We start from the raw sequence: 25,124 nt of genomic DNA, 5'->3' as shown, positions 1-25,124 counted from the left end.
GTCCACGGTCGGCGGATCAACCGACGGACACCGCGCCATCGCGTCCTTCTCGCGCCAGGAAGTCTGCCACGAACTCGGCGGTCTGCTCCCAGCCCTCGACGGCCACGCACTCCACGCCCATCAGTTTGACCGGGTAGTCGTTGCCGCCCTCGTCGAGCCGGTCGCCGACGAACAACACGTCGTCGATCGACAGGTCGAGGGCTTCGAGCAGGCGGCCGATGCCGTACGCCTTGTCGACGCCCTGCCGGGTGATGTCGACCGACGTCGAGCCGCCGCCGCGGACCTCCAGGTCCGGCAGCTGCTCGGAGACCCGCGCGCACAGCAGGCGGCGCTTGGCGCCGTCGGGGTCCCAGGCGTATTTCGCGGGCGGCGGGGCCTGCTGCCCGAGGGCCGAGAAGGTGATCTGGCTGCCGCGGTCCTCGATGATGTCGCCCCAGGTGTCGTCGCTCCAGAGGCCGAGCTCCTTGGCGGACCGGGTGAGCACCTCGATGATCTCCGCCTTCTCGGCCTCGGCGAAGTCCTCGGCGTAGACCAGGGACCAGTCGCCGTCCTTCCAGCGGTAGTAGCGCGTGCCGCAGGTCGGCATGAGGTGCAGCCGGGCCCGCTGAGCGTCGTCGATCGGCAGGTGGCGCAGCACCTGGGTCTGGAACTGGGCGAACTGCCCGCCGGAGATCACGCAGACCTCGACGGCGTCGAGCAGCCGCGCCAGGAGGGCGGCCATCCGCTCGTCGATCTGGGACTTGGACACCGCCAGTGTGTCGTCCAGGTCGAAGGCGACCAGGGAGAACGTGCGATTAATCGGAACTCCTACGACTCGACCGCGGACATGACCTTCGACTTTACCGGCCGGCGGGGAAGAGCGCGTCTCACCTCTCGCCGCGGTTGGGCTGCGCCGAGCGGAGGATGCGCAGGTGGCCCCGCCGGCCGACCTCGACGCCGTCGCCGACCGGCTCGCCGCTGCCGGGACGGGCCGGGCGGGCGGCCTCCCTGACGGCGTTGGCCAGGGCTTCGAGGTCGTCAGAGCTGGGTGAGGCGCCGTCCGTGGGCAGCCGCACCACCTCCCAGCCACGGGGAGCGGTCAGCCGTTCGGCGTGTTCGGCGCACAGGTCGTAGCAGTGTGGCTCCGCGTACGTCGCCAGGGGGCCGAGAACAGCGGTCGAGTCGGCGTATACGTACGTGAGCGTGAAGACGGCAGGCTGGCTGCAGGCGGTGCGGGAACAGCGGCGGACGGGGCTCACGGAGGGACCGTATCTGGTAAGAGTGCGAGGCGCCACTATCTGAGCGCTCTTAACGAGCGTGTCGCCACAATTCGGACACCTGTCTCAGCCTTTCCACCCACATGCCCCGATGAAGTACCCCGGACCACCTGCCGGGATCGCCGGACGGCCGCCGGCGGGGGCGTACGAAAGGATCACCCCTTGGCTACCCGAGCGGCCCCGTCGTACGGTGATCGGGTGGATCGTCCCCGTACACTTGCCGTGTGACACCACGGCGCGGTCCCAGACGGCGCGATCGCCACGGTCGCGGGCTTCGCGGCCCGCTCGCCCCCTCGCATGTCCCGATGGCCAGGTCGCGCAGCGAGCGCTTCGACGACCTCGTGCTCGACGCCGTCGACCGGCTGCGGCCCCGCTGGGAGCGGCAGCTCTCGGCGGTGGAGTTCGCGGTCGAGGATGTGCCGCCGCTCAGCGAGCTGGACGACGGTCCGCGCCTGACCTCCGACCCGATCCCGTTCGGCCGCGCCGACGCCGCCAGCGGCCAGAACCCGGCGGCGGTGGTCGTCTACCGCCGCCCGCTCGAGGCCAGGGCGCGTGACCGTGACACGCTCGGCGCGTTGGTCCACGACACCGTGGTGGAGCAGGTCGCCACGCTGCTCGGCCTCTCCCCCGAGACCGTCGACCCCGGCTACGACGACCGCCGCTGACCTCACGGGGCGACCACGCGCGCGGTGTCCGTGAGCGGGGGCAGCAGGGTCCACACCCGCGCCGGGGCCAGCGGCTGGACGGTGAACATGAGCCCGTCCTTCAGTCGTTCCTCCAGCACCCGGCCGCCGTAGACCTCCCCGGACACCGGGGTCACCACGATCGCGAAGTCGCCGCGCGCCTTGAGCCGGACGCTCCGGGTGCGGTTCGCCGGCACGTCCACGTCGAACGGCGGCTCGGCCGCGCCCTTGCCCGCCACCACCTGGACCCGCACCTTGCCCGCCGCGCCGCCGACCGCCGTGAGCACCAGGCGGGAGCCGGCGCCGTTGCGGGCCACCGCGCTGCCCAGCTCTAGTGACGGCGTGCCGGCGGTGAAGGCGACGTCCTGGTGCTGACCGGTGCCGGTCATGACCACGCCGGCCACGATCGGCACGTTCGAGGTGAGGACGAGGGCCGCCGACGAGGCGCCGAGCCCGGTGGTGACGTCCGCGGAGACGACGCCGCCGGCCGGCACGTCGAGCGTCTCGCGACCGCGCATCGCGTACTCGGCGTCCTCGCCGACCGCGCGCACCCGCACCACCGCGTCCGTCTCGCCGGGGGCGGCGACGAGGAGCTGCCGGCCTCCGCCGCCGCCCGGGATTCCGGGCACGACCACGCGGGTGGCGGGCGCGGCCGCGGCGGGCAGCCAGTCGACGCCGCCGCTCTCCAGGACGACGCGGGCCGAGACGGCGACCCGGCCGAGGATCGTGGTGACGCCGACGGCCGTGATCTCGGCCGACGGCGCGAGCGTACGCAGGTCGATCGCCCGCTCCCGGCCGGGCGGGATCTCCAGCCCCACGCCCTTGTCGCCGGAGACCGGGCCCTCGGGGGCGTGCACCTGCACGTCCACCAGGGCGGGGGCCTTGTCGGCGTTGGCGAGGCGGAGGACCACGTCCGCGTCGGCGGGGCCGGGGCCGAGGAGCCAGGTGACCTGCGCGGGCTCGGTGCAGCGCACCCCGGACAGGCCGCGCTCCGCGCCCCCGGTCGCCCGCACGGTGTAGCCGGCCTCCAGCGCGCCGGGCCCGTCGGTCACGTACGGCGCGCCGCTCTTCATGGTCTCGTACGTCAGCGAACCGGGCAGATGGACGCCGACCTTCTCCCCCTTCGTCCCCGGACAGACGGCGGTGACCGACTCGACCGGCACCTTGCGCGGGGCGGAGGAGGCCGGGGCCGCCGGGGCGGGGCGGGTGATCCAGGCGAGTCCGTACAGGGCCGCGAGCACGACGGTCACCACCGCGAGGAGGCCGTACCTGTTCTCGACGAAGGTCCTCACGACGCCCTCGCCGCCAGGAGGGGCGCGGCCGGGACGGGCTCGGCGGGCGCCTCCTGCGGGCTCTCGCGCCGGCCGGGCGCGGCGAGGACCACCATGACCAGCACCATCACGCCCTGCGCCCACAACCAGGGCCGGTGCAGGACGCTGTCCGGCTGGACCGGCACGCGGGTGACCGGCTCGGCCAGCCGCCACAGGCCGCCGGACTCCGACAGGCTCAGGCGTTCCAGCGAGGGCTGCGAGTCGAGCGTCCTCGCGAGCCCCGGCGGGACGGGCGGAGCCACCGCGACCATGGCGATGCCCTGCTGGGCCAGGGTGGCCGCGTCGCCGCCGCGCCCGCCGATCAGCCCTTGGGCGGCGGTGGCCACGCGGGCGGCGGCCTCGGCGGGAACGGGTAGCTCGGCCTCGCCGAGCAGCGGCGTACGGCCGTGCAGCACGGTGAAGGCCGTGCCCTTGACGACGAGGGTGCGCTCGCCGTTCTGGCTGCGCGCGGCGGCGAGCGCCGGCAGCACGTCGGGGGCGTCGCCGGTGAGCGGGCCGCGTACGCCGGTGGCCACCCACCAGCCGGCGGCCAGCAGCGGCGTGCTGAAGGCCACCGCCACGACCGCGGTCGCGCCGAGGCGCTGGAGGCCGCCGCCGGCGCGCAGCTCGGCCAGGCGGTGCGCGGTCAGGGCGACGAGCACGACGAGCCCGGTGCCGGCGAACGCGAGCGGCACTCCCGGCCAGGCCCGCGCCCCCTCGATCTCGACGCGGCTGACCAGGATCGCGACCAGCGTGCCGTACAGGGCGACGCCCCAGCCGATGGCGACGATCGTCCGCTGGCGGCGCATGAGCAGCGCGGCCAGCGCCGTCACGAGCAGGCCCGCGGTCACCCAGAACGGCGGCAGTCCCGGCCCTCCGGGGGCGAGCGCGAGCAGCGACTCGGGCGCGAGCGCGGGATCGACCAGGGCGGGGTCGTGCAGCCCGGCCTCACGCAGGATCCGTCCCGGCTCCGTCACGAGCCCGGCCAGCCAGGGGAACAGCAGCGCCACCGGCACGAGCAGCGCGATGGCGACGGACGTCACCGCGCCGCGCGGCCGCCGCACCGCGAGCGCGGCCCCGCCGAGCAGCGCGACCATCGGATACGTCAGCGGCACGAACGCCGTACCGACCGCCAGCAGCAGCCCGAGCGCCCAGGCGGCGCGGCGGGCGCGGCGCGGCTCGGCGGACAGCAGGGTCGTGCCGAGCGAGGCGTAGACCGGCACCAGCACGAACACCACGGCCGTGCCCAGCCGCCCGGCCGCGATGGCGCCGGTCGCGACGGGCAGCAGCGCGTACGTGCCGGCCGCCCACGCCCGCGCCGGCACCGCCGGGACGACGTGCCTGGTGGCGAGGTACGCGGCGGCCCCGGCCAGCGGCACCGAGCCGAGCAGCAGCACCGACACGGCCAGCCAGGTCTTGCCGAGCGCCAGCGTGGACAGGGCCGCGACGACCGCCACGTAGGGCGGGGCCCAGGCGTCGGAGCCGAGCCCGACGCCGTCGTGGAAGCCTTCGGTGTAGAACGCCCACAGATCGCCCGCGCCGCCGGTGACCGGCACCAGCGCTCCCCCGCCGAGCCGGTCGCCGAGCAGCAGGGAGCGTTCGGCGACCAGCGAGACGGCGGCCAGCGCGAGCATGAGGACGACGCCGGGCCTGGACAGGAACCGTTTGACCGCGCCGCTGTCGTCCGGCGCGAGCGCCTGCTCCTCGTCTTCCCCTGAAGAGGAGGCGGCGTGGTGGTGGCGGCCGGCGGCGTCCACGGGCGCTCCGCCGGCGAGGAAGCTCTGCACCATGTCGACCAGCCGGCGGTAGGCTGCGCCCGGCGGGGTCATCAACCGCTTTACGCGTATATATCCCTTCTTGCGGCCGTAGCTGCGGGCCCGGCGCGCCCGCATCAGCCGGAAGGGATGCACCAGCACCGACCCCATCGCGACCAGCTCGTCCAGCGCGTTCGCCGGCTGCTTGCCCACGATGAACAGCAGCGTGCGGAAGGCCGAGCCGAGCACGTTCCGCAGCAGCGCCCAGAGCATCGCGCGGAACGGCAGGTTCGCCATGACCACGAAGATCGCGTTACGCCGGTCGAGCCGGCGGGGGTGGTCGCCGCTCACCGTCACGCGCCGCCGCCGGCGGGCCGCCGCCTCCGCGTGCCAGGCCACGGCCGACGTCGTGACCAGCACCTTGTGCCCGGCGTTGCGGATGCGCCAGCACAGGTCGAGGTCGTCGCGGAACAACGGCAGGAACGGGTCGAGCCCGCCCACCGTCTCCCACACGTCGCGGCGGACCAGCATCCCGGCCGTGGAGACCGACATGACCTCGCGGACGCCGTCGTGCTGGCCCTGGTCGAACTCGTGCGGCTCCAGCCCGGTGTCCCTGCGGCCGGTACGGCCCACCGTCACGCCCAACTCCAGCAGGCGGCGGCGGTCGAGCCAGTCACGCAGCTTGGGGCCGACCACGGCGGCCTTCGGCTCCTGCCCGGCCACGGCGAGCAGGGCCTCCAGCGCCCACCGGTCGGGGGCGCAGTCGTCGTGGAGCAGCCAGATCCACTCGTCGGGTCCCGCGGAGGGAAGGCGGCCGAGCGCCTCGGCGACCGACTCGGCGAAGGCCGCCGAACGGGGCAGGGAGATCACGTTGCCACGGCCGAGCGCCTGGGCCAGCAGGTCGGCCGAGCCGTCCCTGCTGCCGTTGTCGACGCCGATCACGCGGTCGGGCCTGCGGCTCTGGCTCACCAGCGCCCGCAGCGTCTCCCCCAGCCAGCGCCCGCCGTCGTGCGCGACGACGACCACGGTGACGTAGGGACGGGACATGTGCAGGTGACTCCTGGGGGGTTGATCAGGCGCGCCCACCTTACATGCCGAAGCAGTCAGAAAACGCGAAAAAGGGTCACGTGGGCGGACCCACGTGACCCTTCCTCCTCTATGTCAAACGGCCTGGCGCTTGATCCGTCTGCGCTCCCGTTCGGACAGTCCACCCCAGATGCCGAACCGCTCATCGTGCTCGAGTGCGTACTCCAAACACTCCGCACGGACCTCGCACGATCGGCAGACCTTCTTGGCCTCTCGGGTGGAGCCGCCCTTCTCAGGGAAGAACGCCTCCGGATCGGTCTGCGCGCACAACGCGCGCTCCTGCCAGCCAAGTTCTTCAGCGTCAAGCTGATCCTGTGCGATGACCGGATCGGTCACTGCACACCTCCCTGCCGCCCGCCCGCAATGGAGCCCCCCATGAACGCCTTCCTTATTACCCACCCACGGGAAGGCATAACAACATGGCTGTAATTACACGCGCGTGCGCTGTCCGGCGTCAAGCGGCATGCAGGTATCCGGGGAAAGACCAGATCTCGCCCCGGTGTGCTTGGCATGTGATGTTCTCGCCCGGACGAACCCGCCTGAAACATGGGCTCGCCAGGGGTCGTTCAACCTGTCAGCGGTCCGAACCGTACCAGGGCGGGATAGACACCCGCCCGTGGCCCACCTTCTCTCTAGCCGTCCATTGCCGGTTCGTTACCTGCGTGGCTCGTTGGGGGTGTATATGGCAGTCGGGTTGATCGGGTCGTCTCCAGGACGGCCCTGGTCACCGAGGGCGTCGCCGCGCAGCTGCGACTGGTCGAGCCGCATCGTCGACTCGCTCTGGCCCTCGTTCCACGCGGGGGCGGCGGGAGCGGCCGGGGCCTGATGGGCCGGCTGGTACGGGCGCGGCTCGTAGCCGCCCGGCTGCTGCGGCTGCTGCGGGTGGCCGAAGGGGGTCTCGTACGCGCGCGACTGGTACGTCTCCGCCTGCTGGTAGGCGTCGAGGAGCTGCTGGGAGCGCGGGTCCACGGGCGGGTCGGGCTCCTGGTAGGCGGGAGCGCCGGTCGCGGCGAACTCGGCGCCGGAGTAGCCCGTGAGGGGGCTGCCGCCCTGCTGCGGCTGGTCGAACGCGCTCTGACCGTAGTACGCCTGCTGCTGCGGCGGCTGGAACGAGACGTTCGGGGAGGTCTCACCCGTGGGGTAGGACTGGTCGGCCGGGGTGGCGAAGGAGTCCGGGGGCGCGTACGGGTTGGGGCTCTGGTGGCCGTACAGGGTGGGCTGGCTGTCGGCGGGGACGTACGGGGCGGGCTGGTACTCGACGGGGGGCGGGGTGTTGTAGTCGGGGGACGGCGCGGGGGTGGCGTAGTCCGGGAGGGAGTGGGCGGGGGCGGCCGGGCGGTCGACGGTGGGGGCCGTGTCCGCGGGCGCATAGGAGTGCTGGCCGAACAGCTGCTGGTCCTGGCCGCCGAAGGGCTGCGGGTCCTGGCCGAACTGCGGCTGGCTCTGGGGGAACGGCTGCGGGTCCTGGGCGAAGCCGGGGTTGGTGCCGTATCCGCCGGCGTCCTGGGCGCCGAGGCCCTGCGGGGGCGCGTAGGGCGAGTCCGCGGGCTGGCCGCCGAAGCCCTGATGGAGCTGCTGATCGGCCGCGGCGGCCGGGAGGGCTCCCCGGACCTGGGGGTACGCCTGGTCGGCGGCCTGCGGCGGCTGGGGGGCGTAGGCGGGCTGCTGGGGATCGGCGGGCGGGGCGTACTGGCCGCCGGGCACGGAGTGCTGGCCGGACAACGGCTGGGGCTGGGGCTGGGGCGACAGCGGCTGGGGCTGGCCCGGCACGGGGTGCTGCCCGGACGGCGGCTGGCGGCCGTAGGCGGGCAGGTGCTCCGGCTGACCCGGCACGGGTTGCCCGGGGACCGGCTGCTGGCCGGGGAGGAACTGCGGGCCGGGGACGGGCTGCTGCCCCGTCGGGGGCTGCTGGCCGTAACCGGCGGCGGCAGGCTGCTCGTACTGCGCCGCAACAGGCTGCTGCCCGTAGCCAGGGACGGGCTCGTAACCCGGGGCGGGCTGGTCCTGCGGGCCGTAACCGGGCGCGGGCTGGTCCTGCTGAGGGCCGTAACCGGGCGCGGGCTGATCCTGGGGACCGTAGCCGGGGGCGGGTTGGTCCTGCGGGCCGCCGTAGCCGGGGGCCGGCTGGTCCTGGGGGGCGGGGTGCTGGCCGGGTGAGGGCTGGAGGGCCGGGGGCTGGGGGGCCGGGGGCTGCTGGCCGTAGCCGCCCTGCTGGGGCTGGCCGAACTGCTGGTCCTGCTGGCCGAACTGCTGGTCCTGCTGGCCGAACTGCTGGTCCTGCTGGCCGAACGCCTGATCCGGGCGGCCGAACGACTGGTCCTGCGGGCCGAACCCCTGGTCCTGCTGACCGAAAGCCTGGTCCTGCGGGCCGCCGAAGCCCGGCTGTGGCTGGCCGAAGTGGCCCTGGTAGACCGGGGCGACCGGCCGCGCGGGCAGCGCCTGCGGGATGAGGTACACGAGCGCCAGCCCCGTCAGGGCCAGCCGGGGCACCCCGAGGAGCACGAACTCGACGGTCGGCCGGGCGCCGTCACCGGCGAACAGCCCGAGCAGCAGCGCCAGCATCCCGAACAGGGAGGCGAGCAGCAGCCCGACGGCCGCCCCGTACGTGATGGGCTTGGCCTTGTCCGACGGCGTGCCGATCTTGGTGACGAGGAGCACCGCCCCGAGCAGCAACGCGGTCACGACCGGGTCGGTGAGTCCGAAGAAGTTCGAGGCCGCGCGACCGGTGAAGGTCGAGCTGGACGACGAGCCGATGAGGAGGTGCCCGATCGCCAGCAGCACGCTCGTCAGTCCGGCGACGAGCATGATCCAGGCGGCCGGCTCCCGCAGCCGCGTGACGTCAATTTTGCTCACAGCTAACCCCCAACGGACCCTTTGGCCCGAAGGGAGTTTGCCACATTACCCCGTCAAACGTCGGGCGTCCCAGCAACCCCTTACATCTCAATTCGGCCTATACCTGCAAGTACACGGTTGCAGCCGGTGAAAATCCACACCCTCAGGCGACCGGTGAAAGGCCGGTGAAAGGCCAGTGGAAGACTGAGGGACATGCACATCGTGTCACTCGCCGGCGGCATCGGCGGCGCCCGTTTCCTGCGCGGTCTGCGCGCGACCGAGCCGGACGCCACGATCACCGTGATCGGCAACACCGGTGACGACATCACGCTGTTCGGGCTGCGGGTCTGCCCCGACCTCGACACCGTGATGTACACCCTGGGCGGCGGCATCGACGAGGAGCAGGGCTGGGGCCGGGCCAAGGAGTCCCACGTGGTCAAGGAGGAGCTGGCCGCGTACGGCGTGGAGCCGCAGTGGTTCGGCCTCGGCGACCGCGACTTCGCCACTCACATCGTCCGCTCGCAGATGCTGGAGGCCGGCTACCCGCTCTCGCAGATCACCGAGGCGCTGTGCACGCGCTGGCAGCCGGGCGTGCGCCTGCTGCCGATGACCGACGACCGCTGCGAGACCCACGTGGTGATCGAGGACGAGCGCGGCAAACGCGCCGTGCACTTCCAGGAGTGGTGGGTACGGCTGCGCGCCTCGGTGCCCGCCCAGTCGTTCGCGCTGGTGGGGGTCGATCAGGCGAAGCCGGCGCCGGGCGTGCTCGACGCGATCCGGCAGGCCGACGTGGTGATCCTGCCGCCGTCCAACCCGGTCGTGAGCATCGGCACCATCCTCCAGGTGCCGGGGATCCGCGAGGCGCTGCTGCCCAAGACCGTCGTCGGGGTGTCGCCGATCATCGGCGGCGCGCCGGTGCGCGGCATGGCCGACGCCTGCCTGACCGCCATCGGCGTGGAGACGAGCGCTCAGGCCGTGCTGGAGCTCTACGGCTCCGACCTGATCGACGGCTGGCTCGTGGCCGAGGAGGACGCCGGGGTGGCGCTCGACGGTGTACGGGTCGTGGCCCGTCCCATCCTCATGCACGACGCCGAGGCCGCGGCCGGCATCGCCCGCACCGCACTCGACCTGGCCCTGGAGCTCTCCCGATGACCCTGACCCCCCAGCAGCCCCCCACCGTCGAGGTGATCGCCGTCCAGGGCATCGGCGAGGTGCGCGAGGGCGACGACGTGGCCGCCCTGCTGGCCGGCGCCGAGGTGCGTGACGGCGACATCGTCGTGGTCACCTCGAAGATCGTGAGCAAGGCCGAGGGCCGCGTCCGCCACGCCCCCGACCGTTCCCGGGCCATCGCCGACGAGACCGAGCGCGTGGTCGCCCGGCGCGGCGACACCGTGATCTCCCAGACCCGGCACGGCTTCGTGATGGCCGCCGCGGGGGTCGACGCCTCCAACACCGAGCCGGGCACCGTCCTGCTCCTGCCCGAGGACCCGGACGCCTCGGCCCGGCGCATCCGGGCGGGCCTCGCGGAGCGGACCGGGGTGCGGGCCGGGGTGATCGTCTCCGACACGTTCGGCCGGCCGTGGCGCAACGGGCTGACCGACGTGGCGATCGGCGTGGCGGGCGTGCGCCCGCTCGACGACTTCCGCGGCCGGTCCGACGCCTACGGCAACGAGCTGAGCGCGACCGTGACGGCGCTGGCCGACGAGATCGCCGGCGCGGCCGAGCTGGTCAAGGGCAAGCTCGACGGGGTGCCGGTGGCGATCGTCCGCGGGCTCGCCCACCTGGTGACCGACGACGAAGGCCCGGGGGTCGCGCCGCTGGTGCGACCGGCCGACGAGGACCTGTTCCGCTACGGCTCGCGGGACGTCGTCTTCGCCCGCCGTACGATCAGGGAGTTCTCCGCCGAGCCCGTCGATCGGCAGGCCGTGCGGCGGGCGGTGGCGGCCGGCATCGCCGCGCCCGCGCCGCACCACACCACCCCGTGGCGGTTCGTGCTGGTCGAGTCGCCCGAGACGCGTACGAAACTGCTCGACGCGATGCGCGAGGCATGGATCGCCGACCTCCGGGGCGACGGTTTCAGCGAGGAGTCGATCGCCAAGCGGGTGCGCCGGGGCGACGTGCTGCGCAACGCGCCCTACCTGGTGGTGCCGTGCCTGGTGATGGAGGGCTCGCACACCTACCGCGACGAGCGGCGCAACGCCGCCGAGCGGGAGATGTTCGTGGTGGCGACCGGCGCGGGGGTGGAGAACTTCCTCATCCAGCTCGCCGTCGAGGGGCTGGGCTCGGCGTGGGTGTCGTCCACGATGTTCTGCCGGCCGGTGGTGCGCGAGGTGCTCGACCTGCCCGCCGCGTGGGACCCGATGGGCTGCGTGGCGGTGGGGCACGCCGCCGCGCCGCCGCGTGACCGGGCGCCGCGCGATCCGGCCGATTTCATCGTGACGCGCTGACCTGGCCGTACTGACCGGAGCCCGCACGCCCGGTCAGCCGGGCCATTTACCGTTAGGAAAGTTTCCTTTACATTTGGAGCATCCCCCCATGTAAAGGAGCCGCTTTCATGCGAAGGATGCTCACGTTGGTCGCCGTGGCGGCGATGGCCATCGCCGCCACGGTCTTCAACACCGGCCCCGCCCTGGCTCACGGCTACGTCAACTCGCCGCCCAGCCGGCAGGCCAACTGCGCCCAGGGCAAGGTGCCCGACTGCGGCAACATCGTCTACGAGCCGCAGAGCGTCGAGGGCCCGAAGGGCCTGCGCACCTGCAACGCCAACCTTGGGCAGTTCGCCCAGCTCAACGACGACAGCAAGCCCTGGCCGGTGGCGTCGGTGGGCACCACGGTGACCTTCACCTGGACATTCACCGCCCGGCACGCGACCGCGAACTACCAGTACTACATCGGCAACACCAAGGTCGCCGAGTTCAGCGGCAACAACCAGCAGCCGCCCGCGACGGTCTCGCACACCGTGAACCTGTCCGGCTTCACCGGCCGCCAGAAGGTCCTGGCGATCTGGAACATCTCCGACACCGCCAACGCCTTCTACTCCTGCATCGACCTGCAGGTCGGCGGGGGCGGCAACCCGTCCCCGACCGCCACCCCCACCGTGACCAGGACGCCCACCCCGACCGCGACGCCGACCACCACCGCCCCGTCGGGCACGTGGCGCGCGGGCGTCGCGTACGCGGTCGGCAACACGGTCACCTACAACGGCGTCACCTACCGGTGCGTCCAGGCCCACACCTCGCTCGCCGGGTGGGAGCCGCCGAACGTCCCGGCGCTCTGGCAGCGCGTGTGACCCGCTGACCGGGAAGGGGGACGCTCCGCCGGGAGCGTCCCCCTTCTCATGCGGCGGGCTTGCAGGTGGGGTGGCACAGGCGGCGGGCCAGCGCCGCGAGGAAGACGTCGATGATCTCGTCCGGCCGCTGCGCCTCGTGCAGGGAGCCGTTCGTGGCGGCGGTGATCTGGCCGAGCGCCGCGCGGTCCACGCCGGAGCCGAAGGCGATGACGATGATCTGCACCGGCCGGTCGGGCCGCCACTCTCGGCGCAGCGTGTCCACCAGCCGCTCGCGGCTGATGCCCTTGCCGTCGTCCTTGCCCGCCGTGATCACCAGCAGCGTGTTGTTCATCTCCTCGCGGTACTCGCCGCTCACCCGGCGGAAGCCGCTGAGCACGGCGTCGTAGAGCGAGCTCGGCCGCGTGGGATGGGCGGTGATGGTGGCGGTGGCCTCCTCCAGGCGGCTGCGCCGGACGACCTGCCCGCGTTCGGGCTCGTTGATCGGCCCGAGCCCGACCAGCTCCCGGTAGCCCCTGACCTGCCCCAGCCCGCCGGCGAACTCCCACAGCCCCATGTGCGTGGACACCGGGAAGAGCTGGAGCCCGATCCTGGCGGCCTCCAGCGCCACCTGCACGCGGGTGCTGCCCTTCAGCGGCTCGGCCATGTGCTTGCTGGTGTCGGCCAGCACCAGGATGTTGGTGGGCGGGGCGAGCCGGCTCCAGGCGCGCAGCGCCTCGTCGATGTCCTGCGGCGTGACGGACGTGCGCACCTTGGGGGCGGCCGTGGGGAGCAGCGGCCCCGGCGAGATCGGCCCCTCCTTGCCGTCGCCCGACCGGAACCCGGCCCGCCGCACGATCTGCTGCGCCTCCGGCCCCGTCAGCCAGTCGGCGAACGCGGTGGACGCCTCGGCCGCCACCGGGTCGGTGGCGGTGACGACGTAGGGGTAGTCGAGGTCGATGGTCCCCTCGCGTGGGTGCAGCGCCACGACCGGGTCGGCGGAGGGCCGCTGGTTGTGGTTCCACACGGACTGCTCGGGCACGATGACCACCGGCCGCTGCCAGAACGTACGGTCGTCCACGGCCGCCAGCATGCTGCGGTAGTCGGGGGCCGACCCCGCCTGCGCCCAGCGGACGAAAGCGGTCAGCGCCTTGTCGGCCTCGGGCCCGGTGCCGACCACGTCGCGGGCGGCGGCCACGGTCGCGATGCCCGCCCCGGCCAGCGAGGGGTCGGGCACGCGTACGACGTCGGGCTCCTCGTCGGTGGGCGTCAGCCGCCCGCGCGCGGTGGACGGGAAGACCATCCGCCAGTTCATCTCGGTGTTGCCCACGGAGAAGCGCCGCGCCAGCGACTGCCGTGTGGCGAACACCAGCGGCGAGGTCGCGACGACGCTCTCCCCGGACGGCAGCGAGCTGGCCCCCTGCTGGCGGGCCAGCCGGATCCAGGCCGAGGAGTCGGCGATCCACCCGTCGGGCCGCTCGCGCAGCACGCCCGCGCGGTCGCCGATGAGCGTGCGCAGGACGGTGGCCGGCGGCTGCTCGGTCACCTGGACGAGCACGCACCGGCCGCCCACGGACGCCTTGGTGTCGTTGAACCGCCCGGCCGCCTCCATGACGGCGGGCGCGACGTCCACCGCCGCCGCGACGCTGACCAGCACGGGCTCCCGTGTGGAGCACAGCGCGCCCGCGCCGCCGAACACCACGGTCAGCGAGGCGACGACGATGGCCACGGCCGCGAGCCCGGCCAGCACGCCACGCCGTAACGCCTTCTTGCGCCGCTGCTCGGTGGAGAGCGCGGCGCGATGCCGACCCAACCGCACGTGCCGATTCTGTCAGGGACCCGCACTCGGGGCGCAACCCGTTGTTAGAACAAGTTACAACTACGCGAGGGGCAGCACCCGCCGCACGCTCTGGCACACGCCGTCGCTCGCCGCCGAGGCGGCCAGCCGCTCCGCCGACGGGACGCCGTACTCGGTGGTGCGCTGGCGCACCGGCCTCCCGGTGACCTCCACCATGGCGCGCAGCTCGCTGATGGTCTTGTACGAGCCGTTCTCCGAGCCCGCCATGCGGCTGATGGTCTCCTCCATGAGCGTGCCGCCGAGGTCGTTGACGCCGCCCTGGAGCACCTGCCGGCACAGGTCGTCCTGGAGCTTCACCCACGAGCACTGGATGTTGCCGATCGCGCCGTGCAACAGGATCCTGGCCAGGGCGTGCACGGCCCGGTTCTCGCGCGCCGTGGGGCCGGGGCGGGCGATGCCGGCCAGGTAGATCGGCGCGCTCGTGTGCACGAACGGCAGCAGCACGAACTCCGAGAACCCGCCGGTCTCCTCCTGCAGCCGCCGGATCAGCTTGATGTGCCTGACCCAGTGCAGGTGGTTGTCGACGTGGCCGTACATCATCGTGGACGTGGTCGGGATGCCCACCTTGTGTGCCGTGGTGATGACGTCGATCCACTCCTTGGCCGGCAGCTTGCCCTTGGTGAGCACCCAGCGCACGTCGTCGTCCAGGATCTCGGCCGCCGTGCCCGGCAGCGAGTCCACCCCGGCCTCCTTGGCGGCCTCCAGCCACTCCCGTACGGACAGGTTCGTCCTGGACGCCCCGTTGATGACCTCCATCGGGGAGAAGGCGTGCACGTGCATGTCGGGCGTGCGGGCCTTGACCGCCTTCGCGATGTCGAAGTACGCGGTCCCCGGCAGGTCGGGGTGGATGCCGCCCTGCATGCACACCTCGGTCGCGCCGGCCTCCCACGCCTCCTGCGCCCGGTCGGCCACCTGGTCCAGGCTCAGCGTGTACGCGTCCGCGTCCGTACGCCGCTGCGCGAACGCGCAGAACCGGCAGCCGGTGTAGCAGACGTTGGTGAAGTTGATGTTCCTGTTGACCACGTAGGTGACGTCGTCGCCGGCCGCCTGCCGCCGCAGGTCGTCGGCGATGGCGGCCAGCTCCTCCAGCGCCTCCCCGTCCGCGCCGAGCAGCGCCACGGCCTCGTCGTCGGTGAGCCCGGCCGGGTCGGCCGCGGCCCTGCGCAGCGCCTGCCGCACGTCGCCCGGCGTCGTGGGCGTCGCCGTGCCGAGGCGGTCCTTCAGCGCCTCCCAGTCGCCGTAGACGTGGTCGAAGTCGGCGCGCCGGTCGTGCGTGCGCCCGTCGGTGTCCACCTCGACGTGCAGGTCCACCCGTCCGGCCGGGACGAAGCCGCCGTCCGGCTCCTGCCACGGACGGCCTTCGAGCACGGCGTCCTCGCGGGCCAGGCCGGTCGCCGGGTCGGCGAGCGCGGCCACGTGGGCGGACAGGCGCGGGTCCAGCCAGGGCTCGCCGGCCAGCACGTACTCGGGGTAGATGGTCAGGCGCTCGCGCAGCGCGAACCCGGCGGCGGCGGTGCGAGCCGCCAGCTCCTCGATCTGCGGCCAGGGCCGCTCGGGGTTGACGTGGTCGGGGGTGAGCGGGGAGACGCCGCCCCAGTCGTCGATGCCGGCGCGGAGCATGAGCGCGTACTCGGCGTCCACCAGGTTCGGCGGGGCCTGGACGCGGGCCTTCGGGCCGAGCACCAGGCGCGTGACGGCGATGGTGGCGGCCAGCTCCTGGAGGTCGGCGTCGGGCATGCCGCGCATCGCGGTGTCCGGCTTGGCGCGGAAGTTCTGGACGATGACCTCCTGGACGCCGCCGTACTCGCGGGCCACCCGCCGGATCGCGAAGATCGACTCGGCCCGGTCCTGTACGGTCTCCCCGATCCCGATGAGGATGCCGGTGGTGAACGGCACGTTGCTGCGCCCGGCGTCCTCCAGCACCCGCAGCCGCACCGCCGGGTCCTTGTCCGGCGAGCCGTAGTGGGGCTGCCCCTTCTCCTCGAACAACCGCCGCGACGTCGTCTCCAGCATCATCCCCATGGACGGCGCGACGGGCTTGAGCCGCTGCAGGTCCCGCCAGCTCATCACCCCGGGGTTGAGGTGCGGCAGCAGCCCGGTCTCCTCCAGCACCCTGATCGCCATGGCCCGCACGTACGACAGCGTGTCGTCGTAGCCGTGCGCGTCCAGCCACTCGCGGGCCTGGTGCCAGCGGTCCTCCGGCCGGTCCCCCAGCGTGAACAACGCCTCCTTGCACCCCATCGCCGCGCCCTGCCTGGCGATCTCCAGCACCTCGTCCGGGCTCAGGAAGGGCGAGTCAAGCTTGTGCGGCGCGGTGGCGAACGTGCAGTAGCCGCACCGGTCCCGGCACAACCTGGTCAGCGGGATGAACACCTTCCTGCTGTAGGTGACGACGCCGGGCCGTCCTGCGGCCTCGAGGCCGGCGTCGCGGACGCGGGAGGCGTGCTCAAGGAGGGCGTCGAGGTGCTCGTCCCGCGCGTGCAGCAGCACGGTCGCCTCGGTGACGTCGAGGGTCTTGCCGTCGCGGGCGCGGGCGAGAGCGCGGCGGAGCGCGGAATCGTTCACGGGACTCATACAGGCACAGTACGGCGCGCTGAGTTCACCACCCGCACCCAGGGTCGGTCAAAACGCCCGAAAGTCGCGCGCCGGCATGCGCGGCCCCCGGGCCGGCGGCCGCAGCCCCGACAGCCACACCAGCACCGTCGCCCGGTGCCGATGCCCCTCGTACGGCTCCAGCAGCCGCAACATGCCGGGATCGTCGGTCTTCTCCCCCGTCAGCGCGTAGCCGACCAGCTTGGCCAGATGGAAGTCACCCACGCTCACCGCGTCGGGATCGCCGAACGCGCGCTGGCGCACCTCGGCGGAGGTCCACACCCCGACGCCGGGCAGCGCGCGCAGCAGCCGGTCGAGCTCCTGCGTGGTGCGGGCCGCCTCCAGCTTGGTGGCGTGCCACGCGGCGGTCGCGATCGTACGGGCCCGCACCGCCTCCGCGCCCGCCCGGTGCCAGTGCCAGGAGGGGATCTGCCGCCACACGGCCGGCTCGGGGATCACCCGCATGCCATCGGGGGCCGGGCCGGGGGCGGGCTCGCCGTAGTGGTGGAGCAGCCAGCGCCAGGCCCGCCAGGCTTCCCGGCCCACCACCTTCTGCTCCAGCACGGCCGGCACCAGGGCCTCCATGACGCGGCCAGTGCGGCCGATGCGCAGGCCGGGGTGGCGGCGTACGACGTCGGCCAGCACCTCGTGCCTGACGCTGAACCCGGACCGGTCGTCCTCGGCCCCGAGCAGCGCCGGCAGGGTCTCCAGCGCCCACTCCGCGCCGGGCCCCCACGCCTGCCCGAGCACCTCGCCGCCCGCGACGCTCACCCGGAGCGTGCAGGGGCCGGAGGGCGCCCTGGACGTGCGCCACAGGGCCCCGTCGGCGGTCCGCCGCCAGGCGGGGTCGCCGCCGCCGCGCCGGTGCGGCTGCAACGCCAGCCCGACGTCGAGCGGCCCGTCCGGCGCCCACCTGCGCTCCCTCACCCCTTCAGTGTGCCGCGCCGGCCGGAGTGGAGCGGCCCCCCGGGATCGCGGTACGGGCCACGGCGCCGGCCCCCGTGATCTAGTCTGGCCAACGGTCGTGCGGGGCGAGATGGGCGGGATGGCGATGACATCGGCGCAGCCTGGCTACAGGGTCGGCGGACGTTACCGGCTGGTCGCCCTGCTCGGGTCCGGCGGGTTCGGGCGGGTCTGGCGGGCGTACGACGAGGTCCTGGACGTCGAGGTGGCGGTCAAGGAGCTGCACCTGCTGCCCGGGATGTCCCAGGCGGAGCAGGACAAGCGGCTGGAACGCGCCGCCCGCGAGGCCCGCAACGCCGTCCGGTTACGGACCCACGAGAACATCCTGGCCATCTACGACGTCGTCCCCGACGGCCTGCCCTGGATCGTGATGGAGCTGATCGACGGCTGCTCGCTGGCCGAGCACCTCGACGAGCACGGACCGCTGCCGGTGGAGCGGGCCGCCCACGTCGCCGGCGCACTGCTGGCGGCGCTCGGCGCGGCGCACCGGGCCGGCATCGTGCACCGCGACGTCAAGCCCGCCAACGTCATGCTCTCCACGGACGGCAGGGTCCTGCTCACCGACTTCGGGATCGCGCTCCACACCACCGACACCACCCTGACGGCCACCGGGATGCTCGTCGGCTCGCCCGAGTACATGGCCCCCGAGCGGCTGCGCGGCACCGACGGGCGGCCCGCGGGCGATCTGTTCTCCCTCGGCGCGACCCTCTACCAGGCGTCGAGGGCGTCTCCCCGTTCCGCCGCGACACCCAGCCGGCGGCGCTGACCGCGGTCCTGCTGGAGGAGCCGCCGCCGCCGCGACGGGCGGGCCGGCTCGCGCCGCTCATCACCCGGCTGCTCGACAAGGACCCGGGCAACCGGCCGACCGTCGAGCAGGCGCTGGCCATGCTCGGCGAGCGGCGGCCGGGCGTGGGCCGCACGAGAATCCTCCCGCCGCCGGAGCAGGCCCCCGAGCGGGCCCCCGAGCGGGCATGGCAGCGCAAGGGCGTCGCGGCGATGACGGCGGTCATTCTGGCGCTCGGCGTCCTCGGCCTCGCGAAGGCGCTCGACGTCCTCGACGTCCGGGGGTTCCGCGGCCCCTGGGACTACATCGGCCACATCGTGTCCCACCACGCCTTATGGGGCCTCGCCCTGGCGGTCCTCCTCGTCGTCGAGCACGGCCTGGCCGGCCTGCTGTGCGCCCGCGCGGCCCGGTTCCTCCGGCCGCTCGCCGGTGAGACCGTCGCCGTCATCGGGGCCCTCGCCGGGTTCGTCGCCGGCGCCGGCGCCGTGTTCTACGCCTTCGACGGCATGGCCGTCCTGCTGGCGAAGCTGGGCATCAGGTACGGCGACCGGATCTGGGTGATCCCGTTGGTCGTGATCACCACCGTCCTGGTCCTGCTGGGAGGCTGGGCCTGGGAGTCGAGGAAGTCACGCCGTCTCCCGGCCCCGGCCTCTCAGACGTCGCTGGAGTAGCGGAGCGCGCGTTCGGGCAGCTCGATGCCCGGCCAGACGCGTACGCCGTCCTGGAGCTCGTTGCCCGGCCCGACCACGGCGCCGTCGCCGATCACCGCGCCGCGCACCACCGTGCCCGCGCAGACCCGCGCGCCCTTGCCCAGCACCGAGTCGGTGACCTCCGCGCCCGTCTCGATCACGCAGTCGTCGCTCAGCACCGAGCCGGTCACGATGGCCCCGGCCTCGACGACCGCCCGCGCGCCGACCGTGGTGCCGCCCTCGACCTTGGCCGTCGGCGCGACGACGGCCCCGGGCAGCAGGAGGAACTCGCCCGCCGGCCCCGGCACGGCCGGGGAGTCCAGGCGGCCCAGCACCAGGTCGCGCGAGCCCTGCACGAACGCGGCCGGAGTGCCGACGTCGAGCCAGTAGGTGCGGGTGGCGTAGCCGAGCACCAGCTCGCCCGCCTCGATCAGGCCGGGGAACGTCTGCCGCTCGACCGACACCACCTCGTCCTTGGGGATCGAGTCGATGACCGAGCGGGTGAAGACGTAGCAGCCGGCGTTGATGCGGTTGGTGACCGGCTCGGGAGTCTTCTCCAGGAAGGCCGTGACCCGCCCGTCGTCGTCCGTCGGGACGCAGCCGAAGCGGGACGGATCGTCGACCTCCGTCAGATGGAGCGTTACAGCGGCCTGCCGCGCGCGGTGCAGGCGCACCTGTTCGCCGATGTCGTGGCCGGAGAGGATGTCGCCGTTGAGCACGAGCACCGGGTCGGACGGCCCCGCGGTGAGCGCCTCGGCCGCGTTGCGGATGGCTCCGCCGGTGCCGAGGGGAGTCTCTTCCGTCATGTAGCTGAGGGAGAGCCCGAACGCCGCGCCGTCGCCGAAGGCCGGCTCGAACATGGACGCCTTGTAGGAGGTCGCGAAGACGATCCGGCGGACGCCGAACGATCGCGCACGGGCCAACTGGTGGGCCAGGAACGGCACCCCGGCAGTCGGCAGCAGCGGCTTGGGCGTGCCCAGTGTCAGCGGGCGCAGGCGCGTGCCCTGCCCCCCAACCAGGAGGATCGCCTCGAGGTCTGGCAAAGAGCTCTCCATCATTCCGTGAGGTTACCGAACTATTCGATCGCGCGTTGATAGGCGCTGAGGTGCGCCTCGGCCGAGGCGTCCCAGGTGAACTCGCGGGCGCGGGCGAGGCCCGCCTCCTGGAGCTGCTTTCTCCGCTCGGCCGAGGCGAGGAGCCCGCCGAGCGCGTTTGCGATGCTGTCGGAGTCGGGCTCGGTGTAGGCGACCGCGTCGCCGCCCACCTCCGGCAGCGAGGTGCGGTGCGTGGTGAGCACGGGCGCGCCGCAGGCCATGGCCTCCAGCACCGGCAGCCCGAACCCCTCGCCGCGCGAGGGGAAGGCCACCACGAGCGCGCCGCCGAGGAAGCCCGGCAGGTCGGGGCCGTGCAGGTAGCCGGGCCTGATGACGCGGACGGTGGCCTCGACCTCCCGGCAGGCGGCGTCCACGTCGTTCTCGTGCACGCCGCCGCCGATCACGAGCGCGGGCGGCTTGTCCAGCGCCTTGACCGCCGAGGCGAACCCGCGGATGAGGTTGGGCACGTTCTTGCGCGGGTCGAGGTTGCCGAGGAAGGCGACGTACGGCTGCCCGTGCAGCCCGAGGCGCAGCGCGGCCCGGCGGATCTCGTCCTCGCTCGGCGGGTGGAACAGCGCGAGGTCGACGCCGTGGTAGGCGACGTCGATGCTGGTGGGGTCGGCGGACAGCACGCGGACGAGCTCGTCCCTGGTGGCCTTGGACGGCACGATCACCCGCTTGGCCCGGCGCACGGCGGTGCGGGTGGCCGAGCGGAAGAACGACGCGCGGGGGCCGTGCTGGTCGGCCTCGGCGAACCAGGTCGCGTCGTGCACCGTCACGACGGTCGGGATCCCGGAGCCGAGCGGGATCGAGTAGTAGGGAGCGTGGATCACGTCCGCGCCGGCGTGGCGGGCGAGCAGCGGCAGGCTGCTCTGCTCCCAGGCGAGCCTGGCCGCCCGGTTGGTGAGCGAGACGGGCCCCGGGATGACGTTCGCGCTGGGCGCGAGGCGCCGGTAGCGTTCGGCGTCGGCACGCTGGCATGCGACAGCGACATCGGCGCCGGCCCGGTGCAGGGCAGCGACGAGCCCGTCCACGTAGCGGGTAAGCGCGCCGCGGTCGGCGGGAACCGCCGCCGCATCGACGAGCACACGAGGCATACGCAGATCTTCTCCCCTCAAGATCAACGTGGGACTGAACGTCCCCCTCTGTAGTTCAGCTTATGACCAACGTCCCCTAAATCGTGGTCCAAATCACACCGAGGAGCGCCTTGCCGTGATTCCCGCGAGGCCGGCGCAGATCAAGTCACCCAGAATGATGACAATCCGGGACGAAAGGGCCACCGCGATGGCGGCGCCGCCCGAAACGTGCGGCGCCAGCACGGCCACCATGGCGACCTCCCGGACCCCCGCGCCCGCCGGCACGACGAAGGTCAGGATGCCGAGGCACCACGACAACGCGAACGCCCCCACCGCGAACACCAGCCCGCCCTGCGGCACGATGAAGTAGAGGTGCACGCCGTAGGCGATCCACCCGGCCAGCGCCCAGCCGAGCGCGGCGAGCATGCCCCGGCGGGTGAGCGGCCGCTCCAGGGGCTCCCGCTTCAGCCTGCGCAGCCCGAACGCGATCACCGCGTTGATGACCTTGGGCTCCAGCAGCACCAGCAGCGCCGGCAGGGCCAGCAGCAGCCAGCCATAACGGTCCCAGCCCAGCGTGCCGAGCGTCACCAGCAGGCCGGTGGCGAGCTGGATCGGCATCATCAGGAAGAACGCCGCCGCGCTGCGCGCCCTGGGCACGCCGAGGTCGCGGCCCATCTCCATCTGCGCGAGAACCGGCCAGAGCGCGCCCGGGATGTACTTGCCGAGCTGCCCCACGAAGAACACCTTGGCCGCCGGCCGGAGCGGCAGCGGCGAGCCCAGGTCGGCCAGCAGCGTGCGCCAGGTGAGCATGGCCCCGAGCAGCGCGGCCACCACGGCCACCAGCGACCCGGCCAGCGCGGGCGCCGACAGCCGGGCGAACCCGGCCACCACGCCGTCCCACTCCCGCGCCACCGCCCAGCCGCCGAACCCGAGCGCGACCAGCAGGAACGCGACCCGGATCAGCCCCCGCGCCCCCCGCGGCCGGCGCTTCCGCACGACGACCTCGCCGGCGGCCGGGCTCTCCTCGGCTTTCACAGCGGCCGGACCCGCTCGGGCGGCTGCGGCAACGCCGCCCCCACCGGCCGCGCCGGCCGCTTGGTCGCCACCCACAGGTAGGTCGGCACCACCGGCAGCAGCAGCCGCAGCACCGCGCGCGGCGTCCGGGCGAGCACCGTGCGCACGACCTTGCCGAGCACGCCGGGGAACAGCTCTCCCCCGGCGAACTTCGTGGGCGTGGCCAGCACCGGGAAGGTGTAGTCCCAGACGTGGAAGGCCCGCAGCATCCTGCGCAGCCCGCGCCGGGTGCGGAAACGCTCGTAGTAGTGGTCGGCCCGGCCGGAGGCGCGCACGTAGCGGTCGGCCAGCGCGGGCGGCAGGTAGGACAGGAACGGCAGCTTGTAGTGCGGCTCCATGACCCCGAGCCGGTTGCCCAGCCCCAGGTAGAGCACCCCGTCGTCGGACAGCACCCGGTGCATCTCGGCCACCACCGCGTCGGGGTCGACCACGTGCTCGTAAATGTGGTTGAACACCAGCACGTCCACCGAGCCGTCGGGGAACGGCAGCGCCGTGCCGTCGCCGCACACGAACGCCACCCGCCCGCCGAACCGGTCGGCCGCCTTGCGCAGCCCCGGCACGTCGATGTCGACGCCCATCGTGTGCTTGGCGCCGGCCTGGGCCAGCTCGTCGGCGATGAACCCGGCCGAGCAGCCGATGTCGGCCACGGTCAGCCCGCCGAGCGGCCCGCGGAAGTGCTCCAGCACGGCGATGATCTTCGCCGCCTTCCGCCGCCGCTTGCCCTCGTCGAGCATGGCTGACTGGAACTCCGAGTATGCGAGCTGCGCGACGCGTTGCTTCCCCACGGGGCCCCACAGTACCCACCTTCGGACGGGCTTGAGGTCGGACGCGGGTCTCTGGCACTCACGGGCGTGACGCGCGTAGCCTGAGCGAATGCTCCGCCGGCTGCTGCGCATCGTCCTCGCCCTGGTCGCCATCGGGTTCCTCGGCTACGGCCTGGCCCGCAACTGGGACGACACCACCACGGCGCTGGCCGCGCTGTCGCCGTGGGCGGTGCTCGGGTCGTTCCTCGCGGTGATGCTCGGCCAGTTCCTCATGCTGGTCGCCTGGCGGGAGATCATGGCGGGGCTCGGCACGCGGGTGCCGCTGCGGATCGCCGGGCGGATCATGTTCGTGGGCCAGCTCGGCAAGTACATCCCGGGCGCGGTGTGGGCGTACGCGGCGATGATGGACCTCGGCCGCGACCACGGGAGCCCGCCGCGCCGGACGTTCGCCACCATCTCGCTCGGACTGGTGATCAACATCGGGGTGGCGATCTCGATCGCCGCGGCCACGCTGGGCTCGCTGGAGGCGGTGCGCGAGGCGTGGTACCTCGTGCTGCTGGTCCCCGTGATCATCGTGTGCCTGCATCCGAAGGTGCTGGGCTGGGGGCTCAACCTGGCGCTGCGCCTGGCGCGGCGCGAGCCGCTGGAGAGCGTGCTGCCCGGCCGCACCGTGGTCGTCGCGGTGGCCTGGACGGTGCTCGGCTGGTTCGTCTACGGCGTGCACATCTGGCTGCTCACCGGCCGGACCGACCTCTACCTGGCGGGCACCGGGGCCTACGCCTTCGCCTGGGCGACCGGCATCCTCACCGTCGTGGTGCCGGCCGGCGTGGGCATCAGGGAGGGCGCGCTGGTGCTGGTGCTCGGGCCGGTCATCGGCACCGCGCCGGCGCTGGCGGTGGCCATCGTGTCGCGGCTGGCGTTCACGCTGGCCGACGCCGCGCTGGCCGGGGTGTCGTTCCTGCTGGGCCGTCAGGCCCGGCCAGCGCCCAGCAGCGCCGCCGTGTACGCCGACCAGAACGGCTCGGGATCGACCGCCTTGACCCCCGACCGCAACCTCTCGGGCTCGCCGGAGGCGTAGAAGCGCTCGATGGCCGCGCGCAGCGCGCCGGCGTCGCCCGGCTCGACGAGCAGCCCGTCCACGCCGTCGGTGACGTGGTCGGCGAGCGCGCCCACCCGCGTGGCGATCACCGGGACGCCGTGCTCGTGCGCCAGCCACACGTTCTGGCTGGCGGTGGCGCTGCGGTAGGGCAGCACGAGCGCGTCGGCGGCGGCGAACAGCTTCGGCACGTCGTCCGCGGGCACGTAGCCGGGCCGCAGCTCCACGCGGTCGCCGAGGCCGAGCTCGCGGATCAGCGCCTCGGTCTCGTCCAGCCCGCCCCAGAACTCCCCGGCGACGGTCAGCGAGACGCCCTCGGGCAGCGCCCGCAGCAGCAGGTCCAGCCCCTTGTACGGGCGCACCATACCGAAGAACAGCAGCCGCCTGCGCACCTCGGCCGATCCCGACGCCCCGGTCACGGGCAGGTGCGGCGGCAGCCCGGCCACCCGTACCGGCGTGGCGGCCAGCCCGCGGGCCAGCCCGGCCTGCTCCTCGGAGTGGGCGAGCACCGCGTCCACCCGCTTGAGCAGCGCCTTCATGAGCGGCCTGTCGTACGGCTTGCGCTCGTGCGGCAGCACGTTGTGGCAGAGGGCGAGCGCGGGGGCGCGGCGGCCGAGGCCGGCGAGGATGCCCAGGTAGGCCGGGACCTGCACCGAGCTCAGCACGGCCAGCACCACCAGGTCGGCGGCGCGCATCCGCCGCCCGGCGGCCAGCCACTCGTCGGGGCGGCGCCAGTCGAGCCGGCGCGCGGTCGCCGGATAGGGGGTGCCCTCGGGCGCGGAGATGGTCTGCTGCCCCGGATAGAGGAACGACGGGTATTGCGCCCGCCAGGACTCGATCACCACGTCGTGCCCCAGCGCGGCCAGCCGGTGCGCCAGCTCGGTGGTGTGCTGCGCCCCGCCCCCTTTGTACGGGTAAGTCGGCCCGACGATCGCGATCCGCACGCGC

21 protein-coding genes are annotated in these 25,124 nt (G+C 73.4%); 7 read left to right on the top strand and 14 right to left on the bottom strand.

Annotated features, from left to right (window positions below; genetic code table 11):
- Positions 1-16 precede the first annotated feature (16 nt).
- The gene (locus tag ACBR40_RS28735) at positions 17-781 is read right to left on the bottom strand and encodes an HAD-IIB family hydrolase (RefSeq protein ID WP_371250831.1); all 765 of its coding nucleotides are present in this window, start codon (positions 779-781) and stop codon (positions 17-19) included.
- Between the two features lie 85 nt (positions 782-866).
- Complete coding sequence (locus ACBR40_RS28730) at positions 867-1,238, bottom strand: DUF3499 domain-containing protein (RefSeq protein WP_344210236.1); 372 nt, start codon at positions 1,236-1,238, stop codon at positions 867-869.
- A gap of 323 nt (positions 1,239-1,561) precedes the next feature.
- Between ACBR40_RS28730 and ACBR40_RS28725 the strand changes: the two genes are divergently transcribed.
- Positions 1,562-1,921, top strand: a complete 360-nt coding sequence (locus ACBR40_RS28725) for a metallopeptidase family protein (RefSeq protein ID WP_344210238.1) — start codon at positions 1,562-1,564, stop codon at positions 1,919-1,921.
- Positions 1,922-1,923: 2 nt separating this feature from the next.
- On the opposite strand, the gene ACBR40_RS28720 is transcribed toward ACBR40_RS28725, so the two are convergent.
- The 4 genes from ACBR40_RS28720 to ACBR40_RS28705 all read right to left on the bottom strand — a co-directional run bounded on the left by ACBR40_RS28720 (position 1,924) and on the right by ACBR40_RS28705 (position 8,942).
- The gene (locus tag ACBR40_RS28720; RefSeq protein ID WP_371250785.1) at positions 1,924-3,231 is read right to left on the bottom strand and encodes a DUF5719 family protein; all 1,308 of its coding nucleotides are present in this window, start codon (positions 3,229-3,231) and stop codon (positions 1,924-1,926) included.
- The gene (locus tag ACBR40_RS28715; RefSeq protein ID WP_371250784.1) at positions 3,228-6,050 is read right to left on the bottom strand and encodes a glycosyltransferase; all 2,823 of its coding nucleotides are present in this window, start codon (positions 6,048-6,050) and stop codon (positions 3,228-3,230) included. Before ACBR40_RS28715 ends, ACBR40_RS28720 begins: the two co-directional genes overlap by 4 nt.
- Before the next feature lie 114 nt (positions 6,051-6,164).
- Positions 6,165-6,425: a WhiB family transcriptional regulator gene (locus ACBR40_RS28710; protein WP_020546325.1), complete on the bottom strand. Its 261-nt coding sequence runs from the start codon at positions 6,423-6,425 to the stop codon at positions 6,165-6,167.
- A gap of 318 nt (positions 6,426-6,743) precedes the next feature.
- Positions 6,744-8,942 (bottom strand): hypothetical protein, encoded by a 2,199-nt coding sequence (locus ACBR40_RS28705; protein WP_371250783.1) that lies wholly within the window; start codon positions 8,940-8,942, stop codon positions 6,744-6,746.
- Positions 8,943-9,134: 192 nt separating this feature from the next.
- Between ACBR40_RS28705 and cofD the strand changes: the two genes are divergently transcribed.
- The 3 genes from cofD (at position 9,135) to ACBR40_RS28690 (ending at position 12,210) form a co-directional block, all read left to right on the top strand.
- Positions 9,135-10,073 carry a 2-phospho-L-lactate transferase gene (gene cofD / locus ACBR40_RS28700; protein ID WP_344210246.1) on the top strand — a complete coding sequence of 313 codons (939 nt, stop codon included), beginning with the start codon at positions 9,135-9,137 and terminating at the stop codon, positions 10,071-10,073.
- Complete coding sequence (locus ACBR40_RS28695; protein WP_371250782.1) at positions 10,070-11,368, top strand: coenzyme F420-0:L-glutamate ligase; 1,299 nt, start codon at positions 10,070-10,072, stop codon at positions 11,366-11,368. Before cofD ends, ACBR40_RS28695 begins: the two co-directional genes overlap by 4 nt.
- Before the next feature lie 107 nt (positions 11,369-11,475).
- A complete protein-coding gene (locus ACBR40_RS28690; protein WP_364449869.1) occupies positions 11,476-12,210 on the top strand; it encodes a lytic polysaccharide monooxygenase in 735 nt (244 codons plus the stop codon).
- Positions 12,211-12,256: 46 nt separating this feature from the next.
- Here ACBR40_RS28690 and ACBR40_RS28685 read toward each other — a convergent pair whose 3' ends face one another.
- Genes ACBR40_RS28685 through ACBR40_RS28675 form a run of 3 tightly spaced genes read right to left on the bottom strand, consistent with a single transcriptional unit; the run spans position 12,257 to position 17,563 of the window.
- The gene (locus ACBR40_RS28685) at positions 12,257-14,005 is read right to left on the bottom strand and encodes a substrate-binding and VWA domain-containing protein (RefSeq protein WP_371250781.1); all 1,749 of its coding nucleotides are present in this window, start codon (positions 14,003-14,005) and stop codon (positions 12,257-12,259) included.
- 60 nt (positions 14,006-14,065) lie between these two features.
- A complete protein-coding gene (locus ACBR40_RS28680; protein ID WP_371250780.1) occupies positions 14,066-16,618 on the bottom strand; it encodes a bifunctional FO biosynthesis protein CofGH in 2,553 nt (850 codons plus the stop codon).
- 48 nt (positions 16,619-16,666) lie between these two features.
- Positions 16,667-17,563, bottom strand: a complete 897-nt coding sequence (locus ACBR40_RS28675) for a DNA-3-methyladenine glycosylase (protein ID WP_371250779.1) — start codon at positions 17,561-17,563, stop codon at positions 16,667-16,669.
- Between the two features lie 118 nt (positions 17,564-17,681).
- On the opposite strand from ACBR40_RS28675, the gene ACBR40_RS28670 reads away from it, so the two are divergent.
- On the top strand, positions 17,682-18,365 hold the full coding sequence (locus ACBR40_RS28670) for a serine/threonine-protein kinase (RefSeq protein ID WP_371250778.1): 684 nt from the start codon (positions 17,682-17,684) through the stop codon (positions 18,363-18,365).
- A 119-nt stretch (positions 18,366-18,484) separates the two neighbouring features.
- A complete protein-coding gene (locus tag ACBR40_RS28665; protein ID WP_371250777.1) occupies positions 18,485-19,054 on the top strand; it encodes a hypothetical protein in 570 nt (189 codons plus the stop codon).
- On the opposite strand, the gene ACBR40_RS28660 is transcribed toward ACBR40_RS28665, so the two are convergent.
- From ACBR40_RS28660 to ACBR40_RS28645, 4 genes are all read right to left on the bottom strand, one after another.
- Positions 19,036-20,130, bottom strand: a complete 1,095-nt coding sequence (locus tag ACBR40_RS28660; protein WP_364449885.1) for an NDP-sugar synthase — start codon at positions 20,128-20,130, stop codon at positions 19,036-19,038. The two genes, ACBR40_RS28665 and ACBR40_RS28660, sit on opposite strands and share 19 nt — an antisense overlap.
- A gap of 17 nt (positions 20,131-20,147) precedes the next feature.
- Positions 20,148-21,263, bottom strand: coding sequence for a glycosyltransferase family 1 protein (locus ACBR40_RS28655; RefSeq protein WP_344210262.1), 1,116 nt, complete (start codon positions 21,261-21,263; stop codon positions 20,148-20,150).
- A gap of 93 nt (positions 21,264-21,356) precedes the next feature.
- Positions 21,357-22,277 (bottom strand): lysylphosphatidylglycerol synthase domain-containing protein, encoded by a 921-nt coding sequence (locus tag ACBR40_RS28650; RefSeq protein ID WP_371250776.1) that lies wholly within the window; start codon positions 22,275-22,277, stop codon positions 21,357-21,359.
- Entirely contained in the window at positions 22,274-23,101 is an 828-nt protein-coding gene (locus ACBR40_RS28645; RefSeq protein ID WP_371250775.1) for a methyltransferase domain-containing protein, read from the bottom strand. The genes ACBR40_RS28650 and ACBR40_RS28645 overlap by 4 nt, the downstream gene beginning before the upstream one ends.
- An 88-nt stretch (positions 23,102-23,189) precedes the next feature.
- Between ACBR40_RS28645 and ACBR40_RS28640 the strand changes: the two genes are divergently transcribed.
- Positions 23,190-24,158: a lysylphosphatidylglycerol synthase domain-containing protein gene (locus ACBR40_RS28640; RefSeq protein ID WP_371250774.1), complete on the top strand. Its 969-nt coding sequence runs from the start codon at positions 23,190-23,192 to the stop codon at positions 24,156-24,158.
- Here ACBR40_RS28640 and ACBR40_RS28635 read toward each other — a convergent pair.
- The gene (locus ACBR40_RS28635; protein ID WP_371250773.1) at positions 24,050-25,120 is read right to left on the bottom strand and encodes a glycosyltransferase family 4 protein; all 1,071 of its coding nucleotides are present in this window, start codon (positions 25,118-25,120) and stop codon (positions 24,050-24,052) included. The two genes, ACBR40_RS28640 and ACBR40_RS28635, sit on opposite strands and share 109 nt — an antisense overlap.
- Positions 25,121-25,124 lie beyond the last annotated feature (4 nt).

The sequence above is a fragment of the Nonomuraea sp. AD125B genome (assembly GCF_041402765.1).
GTDB lineage: Bacteria > Actinomycetota > Actinomycetes > Streptosporangiales > Streptosporangiaceae > Nonomuraea > Nonomuraea bangladeshensis.
Note: the sequence above shows the minus strand (reverse complement) of the source record. Positions and strands in the feature narration are given on the sequence as shown.

Excerpts from the sequence above, each read along its gene's own strand:
- ACBR40_RS28690 (WP_364449869.1), top strand. The coding sequence starts at position 11,476 with ATGCGAAGGATGCTCACGTTGGTCGCCGTGGCGGCGATGGCCATCGCC.
- cofD (WP_344210246.1), top strand. The coding sequence starts at position 9,135 with ATGCACATCGTGTCACTCGCCGGCGGCATCGGCGGCGCCCGTTTCCTG.
- ACBR40_RS28655 (WP_344210262.1), bottom strand. The coding sequence starts at position 21,263 with ATGCCTCGTGTGCTCGTCGATGCGGCGGCGGTTCCCGCCGACCGCGGC.
- ACBR40_RS28695 (WP_371250782.1), top strand. The coding sequence starts at position 10,070 with ATGACCCTGACCCCCCAGCAGCCCCCCACCGTCGAGGTGATCGCCGTC.
- ACBR40_RS28715 (WP_371250784.1), bottom strand. The coding sequence starts at position 6,050 with ATGTCCCGTCCCTACGTCACCGTGGTCGTCGTCGCGCACGACGGCGGG.
- ACBR40_RS28665 (WP_371250777.1), top strand. The coding sequence starts at position 18,485 with ATGCTCGGCGAGCGGCGGCCGGGCGTGGGCCGCACGAGAATCCTCCCG.
- ACBR40_RS28680 (WP_371250780.1), bottom strand. The coding sequence starts at position 16,618 with ATGAGTCCCGTGAACGATTCCGCGCTCCGCCGCGCTCTCGCCCGCGCC.
- ACBR40_RS28660 (WP_364449885.1), bottom strand. The coding sequence starts at position 20,130 with ATGATGGAGAGCTCTTTGCCAGACCTCGAGGCGATCCTCCTGGTTGGG.
- ACBR40_RS28670 (WP_371250778.1), top strand. The coding sequence starts at position 17,682 with ATGGCGATGACATCGGCGCAGCCTGGCTACAGGGTCGGCGGACGTTAC.
- ACBR40_RS28640 (WP_371250774.1), top strand. The coding sequence starts at position 23,190 with ATGCTCCGCCGGCTGCTGCGCATCGTCCTCGCCCTGGTCGCCATCGGG.
- ACBR40_RS28725 (WP_344210238.1), top strand. The coding sequence starts at position 1,562 with ATGGCCAGGTCGCGCAGCGAGCGCTTCGACGACCTCGTGCTCGACGCC.